At 39.8% G+C, this 23,959-nt stretch carries 15 protein-coding genes; 6 read left to right on the top strand and 9 right to left on the bottom strand.

Annotated features, from left to right (window positions below):
* Positions 1–14 precede the first annotated feature (14 nt).
* The 4 genes from mukB to parC form a co-directional block, all read right to left on the bottom strand.
* Entirely contained in the window at positions 15–4,502 is a 4,488-nt protein-coding gene (gene mukB / locus F8M47_RS02565; RefSeq protein WP_150538654.1) for a chromosome partition protein MukB, read from the bottom strand.
* Positions 4,503–4,522: 20 nt separating this feature from the next.
* Positions 4,523–5,236, bottom strand: coding sequence for a chromosome partition protein MukE (gene mukE / locus F8M47_RS02560; RefSeq protein ID WP_150538653.1), 714 nt, complete (start codon positions 5,234–5,236; stop codon positions 4,523–4,525).
* Positions 5,237–5,311: 75 nt separating this feature from the next.
* Positions 5,312–6,643, bottom strand: a complete 1,332-nt coding sequence (gene mukF / locus F8M47_RS02555; protein ID WP_150538652.1) for a chromosome partition protein MukF — start codon at positions 6,641–6,643, stop codon at positions 5,312–5,314.
* A 419-nt stretch (positions 6,644–7,062) separates the two neighbouring features.
* Entirely contained in the window at positions 7,063–9,312 is a 2,250-nt protein-coding gene (gene parC, locus F8M47_RS02545; protein WP_150538651.1) for a DNA topoisomerase IV subunit A, read from the bottom strand.
* A 307-nt stretch (positions 9,313–9,619) separates the two neighbouring features.
* Between parC and pnp the strand changes: the two genes are divergently transcribed.
* The 5 genes from pnp (at position 9,620) to pdxR (ending at position 16,857) form a co-directional block, all read left to right on the top strand.
* A complete protein-coding gene (pnp, locus tag F8M47_RS02540; protein WP_150538650.1) occupies positions 9,620–11,758 on the top strand; it encodes a polyribonucleotide nucleotidyltransferase in 2,139 nt (712 codons plus the stop codon).
* 58 nt (positions 11,759–11,816) lie between these two features.
* A complete protein-coding gene (gene nlpI, locus F8M47_RS02535) occupies positions 11,817–12,755 on the top strand; it encodes a lipoprotein NlpI (RefSeq protein WP_150538649.1) in 939 nt (312 codons plus the stop codon).
* Positions 12,756–12,980: 225 nt separating this feature from the next.
* Entirely contained in the window at positions 12,981–14,831 is a 1,851-nt protein-coding gene (locus F8M47_RS02530; protein WP_150538648.1) for a DEAD/DEAH box helicase, read from the top strand.
* A gap of 91 nt (positions 14,832–14,922) precedes the next feature.
* Positions 14,923–15,447 (top strand): tRNA adenosine(34) deaminase TadA, encoded by a 525-nt coding sequence (gene tadA / locus F8M47_RS02525; protein WP_150538647.1) that lies wholly within the window; start codon positions 14,923–14,925, stop codon positions 15,445–15,447.
* 18 nt (positions 15,448–15,465) lie between these two features.
* Positions 15,466–16,857 (top strand): MocR-like pyridoxine biosynthesis transcription factor PdxR, encoded by a 1,392-nt coding sequence (gene pdxR, locus F8M47_RS02520; protein WP_150538646.1) that lies wholly within the window; start codon positions 15,466–15,468, stop codon positions 16,855–16,857.
* Between the two features lie 178 nt (positions 16,858–17,035).
* On the opposite strand, the gene frr is transcribed toward pdxR, so the two are convergent.
* Both frr and pyrH read right to left on the bottom strand, forming a co-directional pair.
* The gene (frr, locus tag F8M47_RS02515) at positions 17,036–17,593 is read right to left on the bottom strand and encodes a ribosome recycling factor (RefSeq protein ID WP_150538645.1); all 558 of its coding nucleotides are present in this window, start codon (positions 17,591–17,593) and stop codon (positions 17,036–17,038) included.
* A 158-nt stretch (positions 17,594–17,751) separates the two neighbouring features.
* Positions 17,752–18,465: a UMP kinase gene (pyrH, locus tag F8M47_RS02510; protein WP_150538644.1), complete on the bottom strand. Its 714-nt coding sequence runs from the start codon at positions 18,463–18,465 to the stop codon at positions 17,752–17,754.
* A gap of 109 nt (positions 18,466–18,574) precedes the next feature.
* Here pyrH and F8M47_RS02505 point away from each other — a divergent pair, with 109 nt between their 5' ends.
* Positions 18,575–20,128: a phosphoethanolamine transferase gene (locus tag F8M47_RS02505; RefSeq protein ID WP_150538643.1), complete on the top strand. Its 1,554-nt coding sequence runs from the start codon at positions 18,575–18,577 to the stop codon at positions 20,126–20,128.
* 105 nt (positions 20,129–20,233) lie between these two features.
* Here F8M47_RS02505 and tsf read toward each other — a convergent pair whose 3' ends face one another.
* From tsf to F8M47_RS02490, 3 genes are all read right to left on the bottom strand, one after another.
* The gene (gene tsf, locus F8M47_RS02500) at positions 20,234–21,079 is read right to left on the bottom strand and encodes a translation elongation factor Ts (protein ID WP_150538642.1); all 846 of its coding nucleotides are present in this window, start codon (positions 21,077–21,079) and stop codon (positions 20,234–20,236) included.
* A 94-nt stretch (positions 21,080–21,173) separates the two neighbouring features.
* Entirely contained in the window at positions 21,174–21,890 is a 717-nt protein-coding gene (gene rpsB / locus F8M47_RS02495) for a 30S ribosomal protein S2 (protein WP_150538641.1), read from the bottom strand.
* Positions 21,891–22,152: 262 nt separating this feature from the next.
* Positions 22,153–23,937, bottom strand: a complete 1,785-nt coding sequence (locus F8M47_RS02490; protein WP_150538640.1) for an ABC transporter ATP-binding protein/permease — start codon at positions 23,935–23,937, stop codon at positions 22,153–22,155.
* Positions 23,938–23,959 lie beyond the last annotated feature (22 nt).

The raw sequence follows: 23,959 nt of genomic DNA, 5'->3' as shown, positions 1-23,959 counted from the left end.
AGTTTTATACGTTATTACTGCCCAAATCCTTTCAAACCAACTACATGTACATACTCTTGATTATTGGTAATTTTACGCACCAATTTATAAGTTGTACCGCGTTCTGGGCTGATATTTTCTGGGGCGGCAATTAATAACTGCATATCTAAACGTTCACACAATTCAAATAGCGTATTAATTGAGGTTGCATCCAAACGTGCTGCTTCATCAAGGAACAATAAACGACTTGGTAAAATATCTTTCGCACGCATACGGCGAGATTCTTCTTCCCAGCTTTGCACCACCATTAAGAGAATTGACATACCCGTACCGATCGCCTCACCTGTTGAAAGCGCGCTACTTTCAGCTCGCATCCAACCATCTGCACCACGGAAGGTTTCCACTTCAAGATCTAAATAGTTACGGTAATCCAATAACTCTTCACCAATCGTTTGTGGCGTGCGTTGTCCCATATCAATGTGTGGATTTACACGTTTATAAAGCATTGCTAACGCTTCTGAGAAACTCAGTTTTTGGCTGTCGAATAAATCTTTATGCTCTTCACGACCATCACTTAATGCATTAAGTAAAATCGCATGCGTATCACGAATATTCACCACTAAACGAACGCCTTTCACCTGACCGAAAGCGATATTTTGTAAGCCTTGGTTCAGTTGTAAGATACGATTTTGTTCACGCTGAATGGTTTTACGTAAGATATTTGCCACAGATTCTGCACTGATCGCTAATTTTTTCTCACGGCTGGTTAATTCGTTAGTTAAACGAGATAACTCAATTTCCATTTGCTCAATCGCATCAATTGGATCATCTGTTTTGATAATATCTTGACGAATACGCTCACGTAAGTGTTGATAAACTGCAATAAAGAATGCCACTTTATTTTCTGGCTTACGGCTATCTTCCGAAGCACGTAAACTGTCACGTAAATATTCATTATCCGCCACTGCAGTGCGCAATGCACCTAGCGCTTTATCTGAAATCGAACGTAATTCTTCCGCTGATTGATAGGCTAATTCACGGCGATTTAAACGTTTTTCTACATCACTATTGCGTGAAAGTTGAAGCACCAAGCACCAACTTGCTTTAGCCTGTACCACTAACTCACGTTGCGTGTGATAATCACGTTCCGCTTTACGTAACGTGCGAGTAAGATTATCAATTTCAGCTTCAATCGTACCTAATTGTTTATCTAAGTAACCTTTACGTGACCGTTGTTGGCTCAAGCGTTGTTGTAACTCATCACGACGCGCTCTTGCACGCTCTTCCGCACCAATATCACCACGCACGCCTAAATCATCAATCTCACGAATCAGCTCTTGTAGCATTTGTGTTTTTGCCTCACACGAACTGCGTAAGCCTGTTAGCACTTGGTTGTACTGCGTAAATTGTGCTTGCGCCTGACGAAGCTGTTCACGTGCTTGCTCACGTTCGCGTTGCGCATTGTCTAAACGGCTACGTAATTGTTCGGTAAGCGCTGAACCTTCCGAGCCAATTGCTTCTTCATAGCTAAAATGCACACGGCGCTGAATCACATCAGATAGCGCAAAGACTTTTTGTTGAACTTGTTTTTGCGCCACTTTAGCTTGTTGATAAGCTTGTTCTAATTGCTCAAATTTGGTTGGATCGCTCTTCAAACTCGCCGCAATCGGCTCCAACTGAGTTAAATAATTACCGAATTGGCGAATGAATTGCTCATCTTCTTCTGCTTCATCTAACTGCGCACGGCATTCTTCCGCACGATCCGCTAAAGTTTCATCTTCTAGTAGGCTAACAAACGGTAGAATTTTGTTCAACATTTGCAATTTAGCTTTTGCAACATCTAGTTGCACACGTAATTGCTGTTCATTGCTCGCTGCTTGATTAAGCCCACGTTCGAGCTCACTGCGTTCTGCCACAATTTCTTGCATTTGCATTTCAGGATTCGGCTGGAATGCTAAACTTAAATGTGTGCCGACAAACTGACTTAAATGCTGATGTAAACGCTGACATTTTTGTACATCAAACGCACGTTCTGCGTGTTGTTCACTCACTGCATCACGTTCTGCTTTTAAGGTTTCTAGATGTTTCTCACGTGCCGCACGACCAAATAACGGTACTTCAGGGAATTTTGAATAGCGCCATTGACGCTCAGAAACCTTGACAACCACCCCTTCTGTAAGCTCTTCCGCACTAAATACCGCATCATCAAATGCAGTAGGATCGCCTTCAATTAAATAAAGATCGGTTGGGCAATCATCGAGTTTTTCTAATTGGGCTTTTACGCTTTCTAAATCACGTACCACAATCGCATGACGAGCTTCGCCATAAAGTGCCGAGAAATACGGCGCATCATCAATCGAAACATCATCATATAATTCAGAAAGCAATACGCCACCGAAACGTTCCGCCAACTGATTTAAGCGAGCATCGTCTGAGCCATCTGGCTGGCTTAAGCGAGTGATTTGTGCATCTAATTCGGCTTCCCGACGTGCTAAATCATCACGAGCTAAGGTAGCTTCACGCTCTTTGCTCAGCATATTTTGCATAAATTGCATCACCGATTGGCTGGCTTCAAATTTTGTCGCACATTGCTCTTCTAAACGAGCTAATGCCGATTGCGCGGTATGCCATGCTGGTGCAGTTTTCGCTAACTGATTATATTGTTGATTGAGCTGTTCACGTTGCTGACGTTGAGCTGAACGCATCTCAACAAATTCCGCTAATTTCGCTTCAACATCTTCAAGGTGAGCCTGTTGCTGTTCGAAATAATTTTCTAACGCTTCCGCTGAATCAAATTGCGTTTGTGCTTTTTGACTAAATTCCGCTAAGAGGCGTTCTGCATTTTGTTGCTGGTGTAAACGCTGTTCTAAATCTGCAAGTTTTTGGCGTAAAACGACCGCTTGTGATGCTTGCATTTTTTGGTCTGCAAAAGCATTCAATAACGTTCTTGCTTCATCCCAAGCCTGTGAGCGCTCAATTTCACCAGTAATTTTGCAAACTAAATCATACGCTTTTTCGAACTGTGTTTTTGCCATATCCGAAACGGATAAACGCTGTTCAAGTTCAAATACTTGATCCGTTAAATCTTCCGCTTGTGCAGCAAATTCCGCATGGTAATCTTCCACATTGTGTAAATCTAAATGTGGTAAGCCACAAAGTTGTTTTGCTTTTTCAAGCGCTGCGATCGCTTGTTGATATTGCAAGGCTCGTGTTTGTTGCGCATCAAGTGCTTGTTGGTAGTCCGCCATTTGTGAACGTAACGCTTCTACTTGATCATCTGCATCATCTGCTCGAGCTTGTGCTTCTTCTACTTGTTCCGAAACTTCTTCTAGTGCAATTTGTTGCTCTTCTACTTTTTCATTCAGCTCTGCAACTTCATCTTGATAGCGTTCAATTTTTTCTTGGTGGCGCAAAGCGTTCATCACTAAATTTAAGTGATCGTTCGCCGAATTATATTCCGCCTCTAAACTGCTTTCATTTTCTGCAATATCCGCCACTTCACGGCTAAATTCGATCAAACGTTGCTGTTCTAATTCCAATTTTGATTTAGATGCATACCACGCACGACGTTGTTCTAATGCCATTTGTACGTTACCACGGCGCTCGTTTGCATTGCGCATATAATCTGCCGAAACATAATTGGTTGATTCGGTGATTAAACGTTTGAACATATCACGATCAGACTGCGTCACTTTGATCGCCTCTAATGTCATACGGTTTTCACGTAGTGCTGATTCCATATCTTGGAATGCTTGGCGTACGCCTGTATTTTCTGGCAATAAATAATCGCGCAATGATTTGGTGATCACACTAGAAATACCACCATAAAGTGAAGCTTCGATTAATTTATAGAATTTACTGCGATCCGCCGAAGAACGTAAACGTTTAGGAATCACTCCTAAATCAAACATAAAGCTATGGTAATCAGTAATCGAATGATATTGCTTAAATACTACTTCTGAACCATCAAATTTATCTTTTAAATCCGCTAATGGTAGTACACGTGCTTTTTCACCCACCTGCTCAGTTAGAATACTGATAATTGAAGCACTAGCCGATACGTTTTGTAACGAGAACGAGCGGATATCTACTTTTTTATCTCGCCCTGCCACTTGCTGTAAACGCACTCCTGTAATCACACGTTGTCCACGTGAATTTACGCTTTCCAGCACAGCATAACATACGCCCGCTTTTAATTTACCGTATAAGCCTTTATCACGAGAGCTAGAGGTTGAACCCGCTTCGGTGGTGTTACGGAAGTTTAAAAGGGTAAGATCGGGGATCAATGCGGTCACAAAACCTGCCATTGTGGTTGATTTACCCGCACCATTACCGCCCGAAAGCGTAGTCACTAACTCGTCTAAATCAAATGTGCGAGCAAAAAAACCGTTCCAGTTAATTAAGGTAAGTGAACGAAATTTACCACGCTTCACCGTATGCGGATTCACCACAAGCGGTGCAATTTGTGCAGAATTTTGCAACGCTGCGCTTTGATCTTCAAATAGTTCGTTTGTATCTGTCATTTGCTTTATCTCGTTAGCTATTATTCTGTTTCATCTTCTAATTCAGCATTTGCAGAATTTTCTGCAAATTCGACCGCTTGTTGTGCGAGCATGTCTGGAGTAGTTGCTTCACCATCACGAATTAAACGTAATTGCGCTTCACGTGGATCATCGCCCACTCGGACATCCGCTCCAAAGCGGAATACCGATTCTGAAATCACAAATTTTTTGCTATTTTGCTCACCAATACGGGTAATAATGCCGATACGCACTAAGCGACGTAATGCACCGCCCACCTTTTCTGCTAATTTGGCTTTATCTAAATCAGAACCCGTTGAACGAGGATTTACCGCTTTTAATAATTTGCTTTCATCCGCAAGGTTAATCAGTTCTTCATATACATCATCTTGGCTAAAAATACCTTGTTGCGCTAAACGCTCGGGGCTGAGGTAAAGGTAACAAAGCACTTTACCCACTAACATTTCCATTTCCGACATTGCCGCACGCGCAATCAGTGTGGAAGCTTTTGGGCGTAAATAGAAAAAGCCTTCTGGCGCACGAATTAATTCCACATGGTAACGGCGATAAAAACTTTCTAACTCGGTTTGGAAATCCATTAAGAAAGCATGTTCGTCTAACTGTTCGGTATTGATATGGCGCCCCGCACGCAATTGGCTATCAAGCTCAGGAAAAATTGGATTGGCAATTGCAATTGCCAATTTTGGAGAAATAACGTCTTGGATTTGCTCTGTCATATTTTACTCTCGTAGGCTAGGCTGTTAGCCCACCATTACATCTTTTGTTTCGAATGATAGGTAAAGCCTATCTTGCTATTTATTGTACTGATCAATCACGTTCGCTTGAACTTCTGCGCCCGTTTGGTTAATTGCTTGCCATTCTGGGTAAACCGCTTGGCTGTCGAGGCTCGCCATACCGAGTTTTACTGCTTGATCCACAATAATTCGTGCGACATCAAAATGGCGAGATTGCGGATAAAGCGCAAGCTGTTCGCGTAACACTGCACCTAAATCAATCGGTTTGCCTTCTGCTCTAAACGGCGCTAAATGCGCTTGCATTACACTAATAATTTGTTCTTGCACATCTGAAAGCGATTCATATTCTAATTCGCTTGGTAATTCACCCACCGCTTCAGCTTCATTCAGCATCGCTTCATCATCACGCAGATCTAATAATGCCTCTGCTTTAGCGGTATAAAGCAACCAAGGTGCCTTGAAATAATCTTGAATAGATTGGCGTAAACGCTGACCAAACACACGGTTTTTATCCATATCAATTGCAGTACGAATAAATTTATGCACGTGACGATCGTAGCCAATCCAGAGGTCAATTGCCTGTTGCCCCCAGCTGATAATGCGGTCTAATTTATTTTGTAAATTCACAATCAGCTGATCAACAAAATCCAAATCATCACGCCCAATTAAACAACTTTGAATACGCAACAATTGCGCTTGAAGCTTATCGCCTGCTGCATTTAGTGTATCTTGTAATTCACGCAGATTACCTGATGTTTCATCTAGTAGTTGTTCACAACTATGAATGGCTTCATGCCAGTTTTGGCTCAATAGTTCAGCAATCCGCTCACGAATTTGGTGCTGGTTTTCATCCATCATACGCTGTGAAAGATCGATGCTATCGAAAATTTCTGCCACTGAATATTTAAGTGGCGCAAAAACATTATTACGCCAAAAACGCTCATCGCCACCTTCTTCCGCTGCTGATGAAGCTCGCTGAATTTCATCTGCCACAATTGAAAGCTGGATCGATAAACGTAAAGTTGAAAACTCACGCTGACGCACATAATAGTCTGCCACCCCAACGCCTAGCGGTGTTACACGATAAATTGCCAAGCCTTCAGTAAATTCGCTGGAAAAACGGTTAAGAAAACGCTGTTTCACTAAATCATTAATGGCATTATTGGCACGTTGTACAAGCGTTGCTTCCGATTGCTCAAACGTTTCGGAAACATAGCGGAAAAGATCGACGAGATCGCTTTCTAACAGCTCTCCATCTGTTTGTTCATTATTATAAATAGAAATCGCCAAGAGAAAGGCAAGGCGCTTAGAAGACAACGAAAGCGAAAATTCTCGCTCTTTCGTCCAGTTGATCAGTTCAGGGATTGTCTGTGCCAATTCGTTTTGCATACAGCTTTATCGTTTGTTTATGAAAAATGGGGTTTATTGTACAGGAATGTGAGTCAAATAGGAATGAAATCAAAAAAGCAAGCGGTCAAATTCCGCAAAAATTTTACGAAATTTGACCGCTTGTAGTATCAATTATGTAATTATACGACCTACGACTAGGAACGAGTATATAGTTAAGATTAAGAAAAATAACTTGATTAACTTCCAAGATACTAAATCTTTTCCATATAAAATAACAGGGAATGCAAGAATAGTAACTTTAGCAATATCATCTTAAACTTTTGCCCAAGATTCAAGTGACGTTTTTTCAATAAGTTTACGAAATAGATTATACATACGTACCTCCTCATATTTCCATGCACGATCTTACTGCCTTATATAGAAAAATTACGTTTCTATTTTCCATCTAGATTGAAAATTTACTCATCCACAATCTCAACCGTTGAAGTTGCACTCAAGCCTCGCACCAGCTGTGAACCTTTACGCGCTCGTTCACCACGGTAATTATCAATATCACTTGGTTTAAGTGTAATTTTACGCTTACCAGAAACAAACACCAGTGATTGTGTTGGTGTAACTAGCAATAAACGCGCCAGCAGTTCGTTACCTTCTTTGGCAGCTTGCGCTGAAATATTGATAATCTTATTGCCTTTACCTTTTGAAAGCTGTGGCAATTCAGTGATTGGAAATACCAACATTCTGCCTACACTACTCATGGCAACCAAAGATAGTTCCTCTTCATTTGCTAGCAATTGTGGCGGTAATACTTTTGCATTTTCAGTTAAAGAAATGACCGCTTTACCCGCTTTATTACGCGAAACTAAATCTTCAAAAGTACAGATAAAACCATAACCAGAATCTGATGCCATTAGCACTTTAGCTTCTGAATTTGCCATTAATACCTGCTGTACCGTTGCGCCTTCAGGCAAACTAATTTTACCTGTGAGTGGCTCACCTTGAGAGCGTGCCGAAGGTAATGACGTTGGATCTAACGCATAAGCGCGACCTGTGCTATCTAAGAAAACTACAGGTTGATTACTTCTACCATGTGCATGTGCCAAATAACCATCACCTGCACGATAGCTTAAGCCTTGCACATCAATATCATGCCCTTTCGCACAACGTACCCAACCTTTCTCAGAAAGAATAACCGTCACATCTTCCGTTGGGGTTAAATCGCTTTCTGCAATCGCTTTTGCTTCCGCACGTTCTACTAATGGTGAACGGCGAGGGCTGGCAAATGCTTTAGCATCGGCTTGGATTTCTTTTTTAATCAGCGTATTTAAACGACGTTCTGAGCCTAGAATTAATTGCAATTCATCGCGTTCTTTTTCAAGTTGTGATTTCTCTGCTTGTAACTCGTGTTCTTCCAATTTAGCTAAATGGCGCAAACGTAAGTTTAAAATCGCCTCTGCTTGCATATCGCTCAAATTAAAATGTGCCATTAGTACCGTTTTGGGTTCATCTTCATTACGGATAATTTCAATCACTTCATCAATATTCAGGAAAGCGATCATTAAGCCTTCCAAAATATGTAAGCGGTTTAAAATTTTATCTAAACGGTAGTTTAAACGACGTGTTACTGTGCTACGGCGAAACGTTAACCATTCAGTTAAAATCGTCTGTAAATTTTTAACCGCTGGTTTGCCGTCCAAACCAATCATATTCATATTGACTCGATAACTTTTTTCGAGATCAGTCGTCGCAAATAAGTGATCCATTAACGCTTCAAAATCAATGCGATTTGAACGTGGCACAATCACAATACGAATCGGGTTTTCGTGATCAGACTCATCACGAATATCATCTACCATTGGCAATTTTTTGTTTCGCATTTGGGTGGCGATTTGCTCAATAATTTTAGATGGTGAGGCTTGGTGTGGCAGTGCAGAAATTACAATTTCGCCCTCTTCTTTTTTCCAAACCGCGCGCATTTTGATTGAACCTTTGCCTTGCGCATACATTTTTGCAATATCGGCTTTCGAGGTAATGATTTCCGCTTCAGTTGGATAATCAGGACCTTGCACTACCGTCATTAAATCAGCAAGTGAAGCGGTCGGATTTTCCAATAACATTACGCTTGCATCGGCTAATTCATTGATATTGTGAGGCGGAATATCGGTCGCCATTCCCACCGCAATCCCCATTGTGCCATTCAATAAAATATGGGGTAAACGTGCAGGCAGATATTTGGGCTCTTCCAATGAACCATCAAAATTTGGTTGATAATCCACTGTACCTTGCCCTAATTCGCCTAACAATACTTCTGCCATTTTTGACAATTTAGATTCGGTATAACGCATAGCAGCGAACGATTTAGGATCATCAGGTGCGCCCCAGTTTCCTTGCCCGTCAATCAATGGATAACGATATGAGAACGGCTGTGCCATTAACACCATCGCTTCATAACAAGCGCTATCACCATGCGGGTGAAATTTACCTAACACGTCCCCGACAGTACGCGCAGATTTTTTATATTTAGCCGAGGCATTTAAGCCTAATTCAGACATCGCATAAACAATACGGCGTTGTACGGGTTTTAAACCATCACCAATAAATGGCAAAGCACGGTCCATAATGACGTACATCGAATAGTTGAGGTAAGCGTCTTCGGTAAAACGCTTAATTGGCATTTGTTCGACACCTTCGTAATTAATTTCTGTACTCATTTTTGCAAATAATTTAGTAAAAAAGACCGCTTATTCTCTATGATTTATGGATATTTGTCCAACTTAAAAAAGACAAGCGGTCTAATTTTGTAAAAATATGACAAGCTATAAAATAATAGGCGATTTTCACCGAAAATATCTGTATAATGCCGACGTTTTATTTCTCGCATTTCAGTGCAAAAGATTGAGGCGGCTATCAAAAAGCTTTTTAATTCAGAGCCTATGCTAATCTCCTAAAAAATAAGAGGTTTTTTGCTAGTCGCAATAAGGAATAAAACGAAATTTCAACTATTTATAGGATTTTAAAATGAACCCAATCGTAAGACAGTTTAAATACGGTCAGCATACCGTAACATTAGAAACAGGTGCTATCGCACGCCAAGCAACAGCCGCAGTAATGGCAAGTATGGACGATACAACCGTATTCGTTACCGTAGTGGCTAAAAAAGATGTAAAAGAAGGCCAAGATTTCTTCCCATTAACTGTAGATTATCAAGAACGTACTTATGCGGCAGGTCGTATCCCTGGTGGTTTTTTCAAACGTGAAGGTCGTCCATCTGAAGGTGAAACATTAATCGCGCGTTTAATCGACCGTCCTGTACGCCCACTTTTCCCAGAAGGCTTCTTCAACGAAATTCAAGTGATTGCCACTGTGGTTTCCGTTAATCCACAAATCAGCCCAGACCTTGTTGCAATGATCGGTGCTTCTGCCGCACTTTCATTATCAGGCGTGCCATTTAATGGTCCTATCGGTGCTGCACGTGTTGGTTTTATTAATGATCAATTCGTGCTTAACCCAACTATTTCAGAACAAAAACAAAGCCGTTTAGATTTAGTCGTAGCTGGTACAGATAAAGCCGTATTAATGGTTGAATCTGAAGCTGATATTCTTTCTGAAGAACAAATGTTAGCGGCAGTAGTGTTTGGTCACCAACAGCAACAAGTTGTGATTGAAAATATCAAAGAATTTGTTAAAGAAGCAGGCAAACCACGTTGGGATTGGGTTGCTCCAGAACCAAATACGGCATTAATCAATCAAGTTAAAGCATTAGCTGAAGCTCGTATTGGCGATGCATACCGTATTACTGAAAAACAAGCTCGTTACGAGCAAATTGACGCAATCAAAGCAGATGTTATTGCCCAATTAACTGCAGAAGATGAAACGGTTTCTGAAGGTGCAATCATTGATATTATCACATCGCTTGAAAGCCAAATCGTACGTAGCCGTATTATCGCAGGTGAGCCTCGTATTGATGGTCGTACAGTCGATACTGTACGTGCATTAGACATCTGCACAGGCGTATTACCACGCACCCACGGCTCTGCCATTTTCACACGTGGTGAAACGCAAGCTCTAGCGGTAGCGACTTTAGGAACAGAGCGTGATGCACAAATTATTGATGAATTAACAGGCGAAAAATCTGATCGTTTCTTATTCCATTACAACTTCCCGCCATACTCTGTGGGTGAAACAGGTCGTATTGGTTCGCCAAAACGTCGTGAAATCGGTCACGGTCGTTTAGCAAAACGTGGTGTATTAGCTGTAATGCCAACTGCAGAAGAATTCCCATACGTAGTGCGTGTGGTATCTGAAATTACAGAATCAAACGGTTCATCTTCAATGGCTTCAGTGTGTGGTGCGTCCCTTGCGTTAATGGATGCAGGCGTGCCAATCAAAGCAGCAGTTGCAGGTATTGCAATGGGCTTAGTAAAAGAAGATGAAAAATTTGTGGTACTTTCTGATATTTTAGGTGATGAAGACCACTTAGGTGATATGGACTTTAAAGTGGCAGGTACACGTGAAGGTGTGACAGCACTTCAAATGGACATTAAAATTGAAGGTATCACACCAGAAATTATGCAAATTGCATTAAATCAAGCGAAAGGTGCTCGTATGCATATTTTAGGTGTGATGGAACAAGCAATTCCAGCACCTCGTTCAGATATTTCTGACTTCGCACCTCGCATTCATACAATGAAAATCGATCCGAAGAAAATCAAAGATGTGATTGGTAAAGGTGGCGCTGTAATTCGTGCTTTAACCGAAGAAACTGGCACATCTATTGATATTGATGATGATGGCACAGTGAAAATTGCTGCAACAGACAACAATGCGGCTAAAACAGTAATGGCTCGCATTGAAGATATCGTGGCAGAAGTCGAAGTAAATGCGATCTACAAAGGTAAAGTCACTCGTGTAGTAGATTTCGGTGCATTTGTTTCAATCTTAGGCGGTAAAGAAGGTCTTGTTCACATTTCACAAATTACGAATGAACGTGTTGAGCGTGTTGCAGACTACTTAAGCGTAGGTCAAGAAGTAACAGTGAAAGTTGTTGAAATCGACCGTCAAAATCGTATCCGTTTAACGATGAAAGATATCAACAACGAAGTTGCAACAACAGAAGAAACTGAAGTTCAACCTCAAGAACAACCAACTGAGATCTAATAGCACTATCTACCCTCTTAAATGAGGGTAGATATTTCTCTTGAAGGCTGCTTATCTAATGTTTTCACTGATATTTAAAGTGTTTCATATTCGCTTCTTAATGCTGAATTTTTTCACCTTCTTATTTCTGACTGGTTGTGCAAACCGCAATGCTTCAGAAATGGTGTCGTCAAATCATTTAGCATTAGCCGAGTTAAACCCTCAACTACGCTTTGAACAAGAAGTGATGGTGGTTCGTTTAACCCAAGTATTACAAGAAGCAAAACTAAGCCAAGCTGAACGTGCTGATCTTCATTTCGAACGAGGTGTACTATACGACAGCTTAGGTTTATGGTCACTTGCTCGTTATGATTTTGCCCAAGCTATTGGTCTCAGCCAAAAAATGGCTGCTGCCTATAACTATATGGGTCTATATCTATTACTTGAAGATGATTACGACAGCGCTATTGATGCCTTTAATGCCGTTTTAGAATTGGATCCTCATTATAATTATACCTACTTAAATCGCGGCTTAGCGTTTTATTATAGTGGGCGCTACTCCGAAGCAGAACGTGATTTATTACGCTTTTATGAAGAAGAAAAGCAAGATCCATACCGTGCATTATGGTTATATTTCAATGAGTTAGAACTCAAGCCCCATGAAGCAAAAGCAAATTTAATTATGCGCTCACAAGCACTTTCACCTGATTATTGGGGAACAAATGTTGTGCATTATTTCTTAGGGGAGTTAACTCTTGGTCAACTTCGTGATAGAATAGAAAAAGAGGCACAACCAAATACTGCTTCTTATGCGGAAATTCTAACCGAAACATATTTTTATCTAGCAAAACAACAACTCAAACTAAATAAAACGGACGAAGCAATCACGCTTTTCCGTCTCTCTCTTGCAAATCAAGTGTTTAACTTTGTTGAGTATCGTTTTGCCTTATTTGAGCTTTCTCAGCTACGTAGTAACAACGCTGCAACTCAAATAACTCCCGTTGTTGGGAATAATTAGGACGATTTAAGCGGTCTAATTTTGCAATTTTCTTGTAAAAATAGGTCGCTTGTACTCTTGGGACAAATTGTTAAAAGCATTTGATTTGCTTCATTACTTTATTTTTTCTTTCCTAAACTCAACAATTTATTATCAATTGATAATGGCTGATTGAGATAATTTGTTATGTACCAAACATCAACAAATTGTCTGAGTTCGCCATTATCCATTACTTATGGTTTTTTTATGACAACTAACGCTTTAACTTTTGCAGACTTAGGTCTTCCACAATCAATCCTTGACGCAGTAAATGAAATCGGCTTTGTAAACCCATCGCCAATTCAACAAGAAACAATCCCACATTTATTAGCAGGTCGTGACGTACTTGGTATGGCACAAACAGGGAGTGGTAAAACAGCTGCATTCTCTTTACCTCTACTTGCACAAATCGATCCTACACAACGCCACCCTCAAATGTTAGTAATGGCACCAACACGTGAATTAGCGATTCAGGTTGCTGATGCTTGCGAACAATTTACTAAAAATATGAAAGGCATTCGTGTAGTAACCGTTTACGGTGGTCAGCGCTATGACATCCAATTACGTGCCTTAAAACAAGGTTCACAAGTAGTTGTGGGTACGCCAGGTCGTATTCTTGATCACATTCGCCGTGGTACTTTAGACCTTTCAGCATTGCAATCTATCGTGTTAGATGAAGCAGATGAAATGTTACGCATGGGCTTTATTGACGATGTTGAAACGGTAATGGCGGAGTTACCAGAAAATCACCAAACTGCGTTATTCTCAGCAACAATGCCTGAGCCAATTCGTCGAATCACTCGTCGCTTTATGCAAGATCCACAAGAAGTAAAAATTCAAGCGACTCAACGTTCTGCGCCAGATATTACACAAAGCTACTGGTTAGTAAACGGTTTCCGTAAAAATGATGCGCTACTTCGCTTCTTAGAAGTAGAAGAGTTTGATGCAGCAATTATCTTTACTCGTACTAAAACAGGTACCATTGATATTACTGAATTATGTGAGCGTAACGGCTACCGTGCAGCAGCGTTAAACGGTGATATGACTCAACAAGCTCGTGAGCAAACATTAGATAAATTAAAATCTGGTCGTTTAGATATTTTAGTGGCAACCGATGTTGCAGCTCGTGGTATTGATATTGAGCGAATCAGCTTAGTGGTAAACTTTGATATTCCATTAGATGCAGAATCGTATGTACACCGTATCGGTCGCACAGGTCGTGCGGGACGTTCGGGTCGTGCATTATTATTCGTAGAACCTCGTGAACGTCGTTTACTTCGTAATATCGAACATTTGATGAAAAAACCGATTGATGAAGTGGCAATTCCAAATCATGAACTTCTTATGGCAAAACGCCGTGAGAAATTCAAAGCACGTGTTTCTGCACAGCTTGAACATCACGATTTAGAACAATATCGTGAATTACTTGAAGATTTATTCACTGCAGATCAAGACCACGAAGAATTAGCTGCAGCAATGATGATGATGTTGCAAGAAAAACAAAAACTAATTCTTCCACCAGATCCTGAAATTCGCGCAGTCCGAGGCGAACGTGGTCGTAGAGACCGTGATGATCGCCGTGGCGGACGTGACGATCGTCGTGGAGGTCGTGAACACCGTGAAAATAACGGCGTAGCAATGGATTTATATCGTATTGAATTAGGTCGTGAAGACGGTGTTGAAGTACGTCATATCGTCGGCGCAATTGCTAATGAAGGCGATATTAGTAGCCGTTATATCGGTCATATCAAATTACACGACACTTATTCAACTATTGAATTACCACAAGGTATGCCAAATCATATCGTGCAACACTTCGCACAAAAAGCACGTGTATTAAACAAACAAATGCAGATGTCTTTATTAGGCCCTGCAGGTGGCGTGAATAGCCAGCCATTTGAAGAGCGCCGTGGTGGCGGTCGTCGTAACGATCGTAATGACCGCCGTGGAGATCGTGGCGGACGTGACCGTCGTGATAATGGCGGTTTCAATGACCGTAAAAAAGGCGGTTTTAAAGAAAAGCGCTTCAATGATAAAGGCCGTGGTCGTCGCGACTAATCCACTCTTTTAATTAATGCCCCCAATCTTGGGGCATTTTGCTATACGAGATTCAATTACAAGCGGTCAAATTTCTGTTAATTTTTACATTATGTTTATCAAACCTCAAACCACACACTGCTCGCTCACTATTTCCGAGCAAGATATCCATTTTATGCAGCAGGCTCTAGCACTAGCTGACCGAGCTGAAGCCATTGGGGAAATCCCCGTTGGGGCAGTTTTAGTAGATAGCAATGGTAAGATGCTTGGCGAAGGTTGGAATCAAGTTATTCAGCTGTCTGATCCAAGTGCGCATGCTGAAATACTTGCTATTCGTCAAGCGGGTAAAGCGCTCAACAATTATCGCTTACTAGATTGTACTCTGTACGTAACGTTAGAACCTTGTAGCATGTGCGCAGGTGCAATTTTACATAGCCGTATCAAACGCCTTGTGTTTGGTGCGAGTGATTATAAAACGGGAGCAATTGGCTCTCGCTTCCATTTATTTGAAGACTATAAAATGAATCATTTGCTAGAAATTCGAGGGGGCGTATTGGCAACAGACTGTAGCAAAAAAATCAGTCAATTCTTTCAACGCCGTCGTAAAGAACAAAAGCAACAAAAACAAGCGGTCTAATTTCTAGGATAAATTGCAGTGAAAAAGCTCAGCTATCTTCTCAATAAACAACAATCAACCCCACTCTATTTACAGCTTTATCAGCAAATAAAGCACTCAATTCATAGCCAAGAATTGCAACTTGGTGATAAATTGCCGTCCAAAAGACAGTTATGCGAACATTTGCAAATTAGCCAAAATACGGTGGAAAGTGCTTACACTCAGCTATTGGCAGAAGGTTATATTGAATCAAAGCCTCGCAGTGGTTTTTTTGTTTGTTTTCAGGCTGAGTTAGCTTATTCAAGTTCGAATGCGGTAAAACATTTTGTAAATTCGACCGCTTCTAGCCGTTATGAAATCGACTTCAATCCGAATAAAATTGATGTTAGTCATTTTCCCTTTGACCGTTGGAAAAAATCAGCCACTTGGCAACATAAAGATTGGCTCAATATGGGAGATAAGCAAGGCGATTTGAATTTACGTCAACAGATTTCGCAATATTTATTAGCTTCTCGAGGAGTACATTGTGAGCCTGAACAAATTGTTATTGGCGCTGGCGTGGAAAGCTGTTTACAGCAACTTATTTTATTGTTTCAACAATTAAATCCCAATATGAACTGGGCGATGGAATCTTATGGCTACCCTACGGTAGAAAAATTATTAACCCTCTATCACAAGCCGATTTTCAAACTACCATTCAGTTCTGAAAATTATCAGCTAGATATTGAATTTTTGCTTAAAAATCAAATCAATGTCGCGTATTTAACGCCGTCACATTTATACCCGTTCGGTCATATTTTAACAATAGGGCAACGCCAACAATTGCTGGAATGGGCGACAACACAAGACGGACGCTATATTATTGAGGACGATTACGATAGCGAATTTCGTTACACAGGCAAGCCAATTCCTTCGCTACAAAGTTTAGATAATCAAAATAAAGTGATCTATTTAGGTTCTTTTTCTAAACTATTGATGCCCTCTTTACGTATTACTTTTTTAGTGCTACCACGTAATTTATTGGCTGAATATCAGCAACACTGTGCCTTTTTTAATGCCTCTGTGTCTCGTTTTGAGCAACAACGTTTGGCAAAATTTATTCAATCAGGTGAATTTGAAAAACATATCAACCGAATGCGCAAAGTCTATCGCAAAAAAATGGAGTGCCTTTGTGAGCTGCTCTCGCCCTACGCTCAACAAATTAAATATTATGGCGAACATTCAGGCTTTTATTTATTGATCGAATTATTAAATGAGGATCGTACATCTGCCCAATTAGTTGAATTAGCAAAAGCACAAAAAATTAAAGTTTATCCGATTGAACAGCAACGACGACGATTATTTAGTTTAGGATTTGGACATTTAAGTGAACTGCAGTTGCGAGAAGGGCTAAATAAGTTATTAGCGTGTTGGGAAATTGCAACTGAATAAGCGATCAAATTTCGCGCTTTTTTCGTTGTTATATAACAAATACACAAAAGTGCAAATTTGTCTCAATGATGTAGGGCGATGTGCCCGCCCGTAAACACACAAAATTTTATGTGGGCAAATACCGTTCGTACTTACAAAAAAGGCACGTATCAACGTGCCTCAATTTATTCAGCTCAGATTAGAAATCTAATAATTCTTTTTCTTTTGCTGCTAATACTTCATCCACTTTTTTCACATAACCATCAGTGATTTTTTGGATTTCATCTTGTGCTTTACGCTCTTCATCTTCACTGATTTCTTTGTCTTTTAATAACGCTTTGATTTGATCATTTGCATCACGACGTACATTACGGATTGCGATTTTACCTTGTTCACCTTCGCCTTTTACGATTTTAATTAAATCACGGCGACGCTCTTCTGTTAATGGTGGAAGTGGAACACGGATTGTTGCGCCAGCTGATGATGGGTTTAAACCTAAATCAGAAGTTAAAATCGCTTTTTCTACTGCGCTAATTAAAGAACGGTCAAATACGTTTACCGCTAATGTACGAGCATCTTCTGCTACAACGTTTGCTACTTGGCGAAGAGGTGTTGCAGAACCATAGTACTCAACTTGGATACCATCTAAAAGGCTTGGTTGCGCGCGACCTGTACGAATTTTAGAAATATGGCTTTTTAGTGCATCTAAGCTTTTTTCCATACGATCTTGCGCATCTTTTTTAATTTCGTTGATCATTTGTTGTTCCTTTCAATATTTGTGTCAATAATCTTGTCAATTTTACCTAAATCCCTTTCATTTTCATAGCCCTAAGCCCAAATTACTCGCAATAAAAACGGTCTGCTTCTCTCTGCAAAGTTTTAAAGAAAACAGACCGCTTGTTAGGGTTGAGATTATTAAGAAATAATAGTACCTTCAGTTGTACCTGTTACCACTTGTTTTAATGCACCTGGTTTTACCATATTGAAGACACGAATTGGCATACCGTGGTCACGTGCTAAGGTAAATGCGGCTAAGTCCATTACTTGTAATTCTTGTTCAATAACTTCCGCATAGCTTAATTGATTGTGTAATTTTGCATCGGCAAATTTTGCAGGATCTTTGTCGTACACGCCATCTACTTTAGTTGCTTTTAATACCACATCAGCTTCAATCTCAATACCACGTAAGCAAGCTGCTGAATCCGTAGTGAAGAATGGGCTACCTGTACCTGCTGAAAAAATAACTACGCGTTTTTCACGTAACATTTTAATCGCTTCAGACCAGTTATAAGTATCGCAAATACCGTTTAACTGGAACGCAGACATTAATTTTGCATTCACGTCTGCACGGTGTAATGCATCACGCATCGCTAAACCGTTCATTACCGTCGCAAGCATACCCATATGGTCACCTACTACACGGTTCATACCCGCTTTTGCTAATTTTGCGCCACGGAATAAGTTACCGCCCCCAAGCACAACACCAACTTCTACACCCATTTCTACTAATTCTTTTATTTCTAACGCCATACGATCTAAAATTGATGGATCAATACCGAAACCTTCATCACCTTGTAATGCTTCGCCACTTAATTTTAATAAAATACGTTTGTAGATTGGTTTACTCATTTTAATTGCCTCTTATGCTATATGGACTAAAAACAAAATTGCGCTATTATAGAACATCCTGTTTAATCAGGAAATAGCAACCTATTATATTTACTTCTTGGAATAAAAAATGACACATAAATTGACAAAAAAACAAGTCATATCTACTTTTATTGCGCTATTTTTAGCGGTTTTTGCGGGCTATTTTATGCTCAAAGGTTCTGGCTTTTTCCCTTCACCAAATCTGATTGAAACGCTTTGTGCCGTAATTCTTATTATTGCATTAGGTAGTTCTAAACTCTCTTACTACGCCCTATTATTGCCGATCACTATTGGTTATATGTTATATACGCCGATTGGTTTATCATTCGGTGCACCGTCTTACCAGTACATTGCATCATTATTTGCCACCGATCTGCTAGAAGGGCGAGAATTCCTAACACAATTACCAATTAGCAATTATCTGATCGCCATTACTATCTTACTTACGGTCATTTTTTTCAGAAAAATCACCCGACAAAATCAAATTAATTTCCTGAACAATCGCACATTTATTATCAGCGCTTTACTGATTTCGTTGTTTAGCCTTTCACCGTTTAAATTTTTCCATGAATTTTTTAGTGAAAGTCTAAAAGTAAAACGCGAACTCAAAGCATTAAATAGCGGTGTTGCAATTCCGTCTGAATGGGGTAATTCCACCCTTTCTGCTAATACAAAATATGATGATTATGTATTAGTTATCGGTGAAAGCGCTCGTAAGGACTATCATCATGCTTACGGCTATCCGATTGCTAACACACCGTTTATGAGTAGTGCCAACGGCACAGTGATTGACGGTTTTACCGCTGGCGGGACTAACACCATCTCATCATTAAAATTATTGCTAACTAAACCAAACACCCAAACTTGGGAAGGAAATTATCGCTTAAATTTGGTGGATTTGGTTAAATCAGCAGGAATTAAAACCTATTGGATCTCAAATCAAGGTTATTTAGGGCGATTTGATACGCCAATTTCTTCGCTTGCCAATAAAAGTGATGAAAAAATCTTTTTAAAATCGGGAGATTCCTTTAGCCAAAATATTAGTGATTTTGCATTGCTTCCTAAATTTAGCCAAGTGATTTCACAACCGAGCGAAGGAAAACGTTTTATTGCTGTTCATTTATATGGTTCACACCCTATCACTTGTGATCGTCTAACCGATTACCCCAAAATGTTAGATGATGCCAAAATTGCTAGCAAATACCACAATGTAAACTGTTATCTATCTTCAATAAAGAAAACCGATGAATTACTTGAAAAGCTTTATCATGAGCTAAATCAAAATAAAGCAAAAAATGGCAGAAGTTTCTCCATGGTTTATTTTTCTGATCATGGTTTGATTCATAGCGAAGATGAAAAAGGGATTCATATTTTAAATACAGGGAAAAGCAAATTACATTTTGATGTTCCGTTATTTAAAATTTCAAGTGATGATAGTGAACGCCATGTTTATAAAGTATTTAAATCAGGTTTAAACTTTACGGATGGTATTGGAAAATGGATTGGAATCAATAATGAGAAATTAAATCCAGCAGCAGATTTATTTAGTAATCAAAGCGATAAAGATGATTACGGTTTGCAAAAATTGATTGATAAAATCCCAAACAAAGCAGATCCTGCGATTGTAATTCCAACCAAATAGCAACAAACAAGCGGTCAAATTTACAGTAAATATGACCGCTTTACCGCAAGTCAGTAGAGACAAAAAAAGCAGGCTTTTGCCTGCTTTTTCTATTTCATACCGAAATTAAACTTTTTGCATTGCAGCAACTTCTGCAGCAAAGTCAGTTTCAACTTTCTCAATACCTTCACCAACTTCTAAACGGATGAAGTTAGATACTGAAGTGTTTACGGATTTTAAGTATGCACCTACTGATTGTGAAGGATCCATTACAAATGCTTGACCAGTTAATGAAACTTCACCAGTGAATTTAGCCATACGACCTTCAACCATTTTCTCTGCGATTTCTTTTGGTTTACCAGAGTTCATCGCAATTTCAATTTGGATTTCACGCTCTTTAGCTACCACGTCTGCAGAAACATCTTCTGGGTTTACAAATTCAGGTTTAGATGCTGCAACGTGCATTGCAACTTTCTTCAATTCTTCTTCTGAACCTTCACCAGCTACTAACACACCGATTTTCGCGCCGTGTAAGTATTGTGCGATTACGTTACCATCTAAGTATTGAACACGACGGATGTTCATGTTTTCACCAATCTTAGCAACTAATGCAACACGTTTTTCTTCGAATTGTGCTGCTAATGCTTCAATTGAAATACCTTTGTTTGCTGCTGCGTAATCAACAACTTCGTTTGCTAATTCTAAGAAACCAGCGTCTTTTGCTACGAAGTCAGTTTGGCAGTTCATTTCAACTAACACACCAAAACCATTAGCAATGCGAGCTAAGATAACGCCTTCAGCTGCTACATTACCTGCTTTTTTAGCTGCTTTAGCTTGACCAGATTTACGCATGTTGTCGATTGCTAATTCGATATCACCGTTTGCTTCAACTAACGCTTTTTTACATTCCATCATACCTGCGCCAGTACGTTCACGAAGTTCTTTTACGAGTGATGCTGTGATTTCAGCCATTTTGTATTCCTCTAAGGTTAAATTAGATAAGAAAAGCAGGGGGATAAAATCGCCCCTGCTCCAAAGTGATTTAAGGGCTATGCCTTAATAACGATTATTCAGCTGCTGCTTCTAATTCAGCTTCAACGTTTGAACCACGACCTTCTTTAACTGCTGCTGATGCTGCATCTAAGTAAAGTTGGATTGCACGTGTTGCGTCATCGTTACCAGGGATGATGTAGTTAACACCGTCTGGCGTAGAGTTTGTATCAACGATAGCAAATACTGGAATACCTAAGTTGTTTGCTTCTTTGATTGCGATATGTTCGTGGTCAGCACCAATTACAAAAATTGCATCTGGAAGGCCAGCCATATCTTTGATACCGCCTAAGCTTAACTCTAATTTTTCTAACTCACGAGTACGCATTAACGCTTCTTTTTTAGTGATTTTGTCAAAAGTACCGTCTTGAGTTTGAGCTTCTAAATCTTTTAAACGTTTGATTGATTGACGTACTGTTTTCCAGTTAGTCAACATACCACCTAACCAACGGTGGTTTACGTAGAATTGTTGGCAATCTACTGCTGCTGCTTTAACTGCTTCAGACGCTGCACGTTTTGTACCAACGAATAAAATTTTACCGTTGTTGCTTGAAATGCGAGTTAATTCCGCTAAAGCTTCGTTGAATAAAGGTAAAGTTTTTTCTAAGTTGATTACGTGAACACCATTACGAGCACCGAAAATGAATGGTTTCATTTTTGGGTTCCAGTAACGAGTTTGGTGACCATAGTGAACGCCTGCGTTAAGCATATCGCGCATAGAAACTTGTGCCATAAGAATTTTCCTTAAATGTTGTTTGCTTTGTCACTTATGAAAGACAAAGCGGGGTTTAGCCTCCACATATCCTAATAAATCAACCACTTACGTAGCACCCCGACCATTAGCTTATGATATGTGTGTGTTTTAGTGTTAAAAAATAAAAATGTACGTTTTCTGACTAAAACTCTTCAGACAAAAAACGGGGCAAATTATGCCAAAAAACGGACAAAATTACTAGCGATTTTTTACAAAAAGATCGGCAAATTTGGCCGCTTGTTTAGCCTAAATTCGCACAGTCACATTTATCGCTATGGGTTAAATTGATCTGCTTATTATGAAATTTCTGTAAGGTACAACGATGCCCTACGCTGATAATAATACTATTTGGCAATTGTTCACGAATGATACGATACAAAATAGCCTCCGTCGGCTCATCTAGCGCTGAGGTAGTTTCATCTAAAAAGATCAATTCCGGCTTTGCCAATAAAATGCGTACAAAAGCCACTCGTTGTAATTCCCCTGGCGAAAGGGTTGCTTGCCAATCGGTATCAAAATCCAATGCATTTACATATTTATGCAAACAACATTGCAACATCGCCGCTTTTAACTGCTCGTCAGTTACCGATAAATTCGGGTAACAAATCGCTTCACGCAAGCTACCTTGTGGTACATATGGGCGTTGCGGTAAAAACAGTGGTTGTTCTAAACAAGCTCGCTCTGCTATACCAAAGGTTTCGAATGGATAAATCCCCGCTAACGCCTTTAATAAGGTTGTTTTACCTGTACCAGATGCCCCTTGAATCAATAGCGAATCCCCTGCTTGTAATTCAATATTGATATTTTTCAGCAAAATTTGACCGCTTGCATCTTTAATCCCAAAGTCTTTTAAGGTAAACCCTGTTGAGCAAGGATATGGTGTGCTCACTGGCATTTGGTCAAGTTTATCCAACGTAGTCATAAACCCATATAAACGATTTAGACGGGCTTGATACAATGTAAATTGTTCATAAAACAAGCGAAAAAACGACAATGCCCGCATTAAGCGGTTAAAAGATTGTACGGTTTGGTGCATATCACCTAATGTTGCCTGCCCTGCAAAAAAGCGAGGTGCTTGTAACATCAAGGGTAAGATCATTGCTACTTGCGTTACCCCAGTATTAAAGCCATCTAGCCCTAACATTTGGCGCACAATTTTCCAGCGATTAGCAATAATATAATCAAATTTGCGACTTAAATTTTGCTGTTCTTTTGCCTCACCTGAATAAAAGGCAATACTCTCAGCATTATCACGCACTCGAATAAGTGAATAGCGGTAATCTCCTTGTAGTTTCTCTTTATTAAAATTTAAGCGAATCAACGGATGCCCAATCCAAACGGATAATGCGGTAGCCGCAATAATAAAGAGATAAATAAAAAACACCGCTCCCTTTGGAATATCAACACCAAACAAAGTAAGCAAGCCAGATAATCCCCATAAGATAATAGTAAATTCAATCGTTGCAACAATCGAATTAATCACGCCACGAGTCACATCCACCGTGCCAGAAACAAAAGCGGTTGCATCTTGTTCAATACGTTGATCAATATTATCGGGCAACTCTTTTTCATATTGTAATAAGTAGTAATTTTTATTTTCTAGCCACCGATTTAACATTTCATGATTCAGCTTTTCTAACCACTTAATTTCAAATGCTTGCGTGACAAAATAATTAATGATCGAGTGAATAATCTTCACAATCACCAATAGAGCGTTGATCCCTGCAAAAAACCAAAATGCTTCTACCGCTTTATCCTGCAAAGATTTATATAACCCATTGTAAAAGAACGTATTCAGTACGCTAATACGCACTTCAAGTAGGATCAAAAAGATCAGCAATAGTAGTAAGCTGAGCGCCTTGACTTTATTACTGTTTTGCCAGCAAGGTCGAGTAATGTGCCAAAAACGTTGCCCAAATTCCGTTTGTTTGAGTAGCCAGCCCGTAACCAGTAGCCCAATTGAAACGCAAGCGAGCGCACTGAAAAGCCATAAAAAACTATTATTTAATTCTGTTTGCCAGTTCATGTAAAAATTGAAGCGTAAAAAT

The organism is Actinobacillus vicugnae, from assembly GCF_901687125.1.
GTDB lineage: Bacteria > Pseudomonadota > Gammaproteobacteria > Enterobacterales > Pasteurellaceae > Actinobacillus > Actinobacillus vicugnae.
Note: the sequence above shows the minus strand (reverse complement) of the source record. Positions and strands in the feature narration are given on the sequence as shown.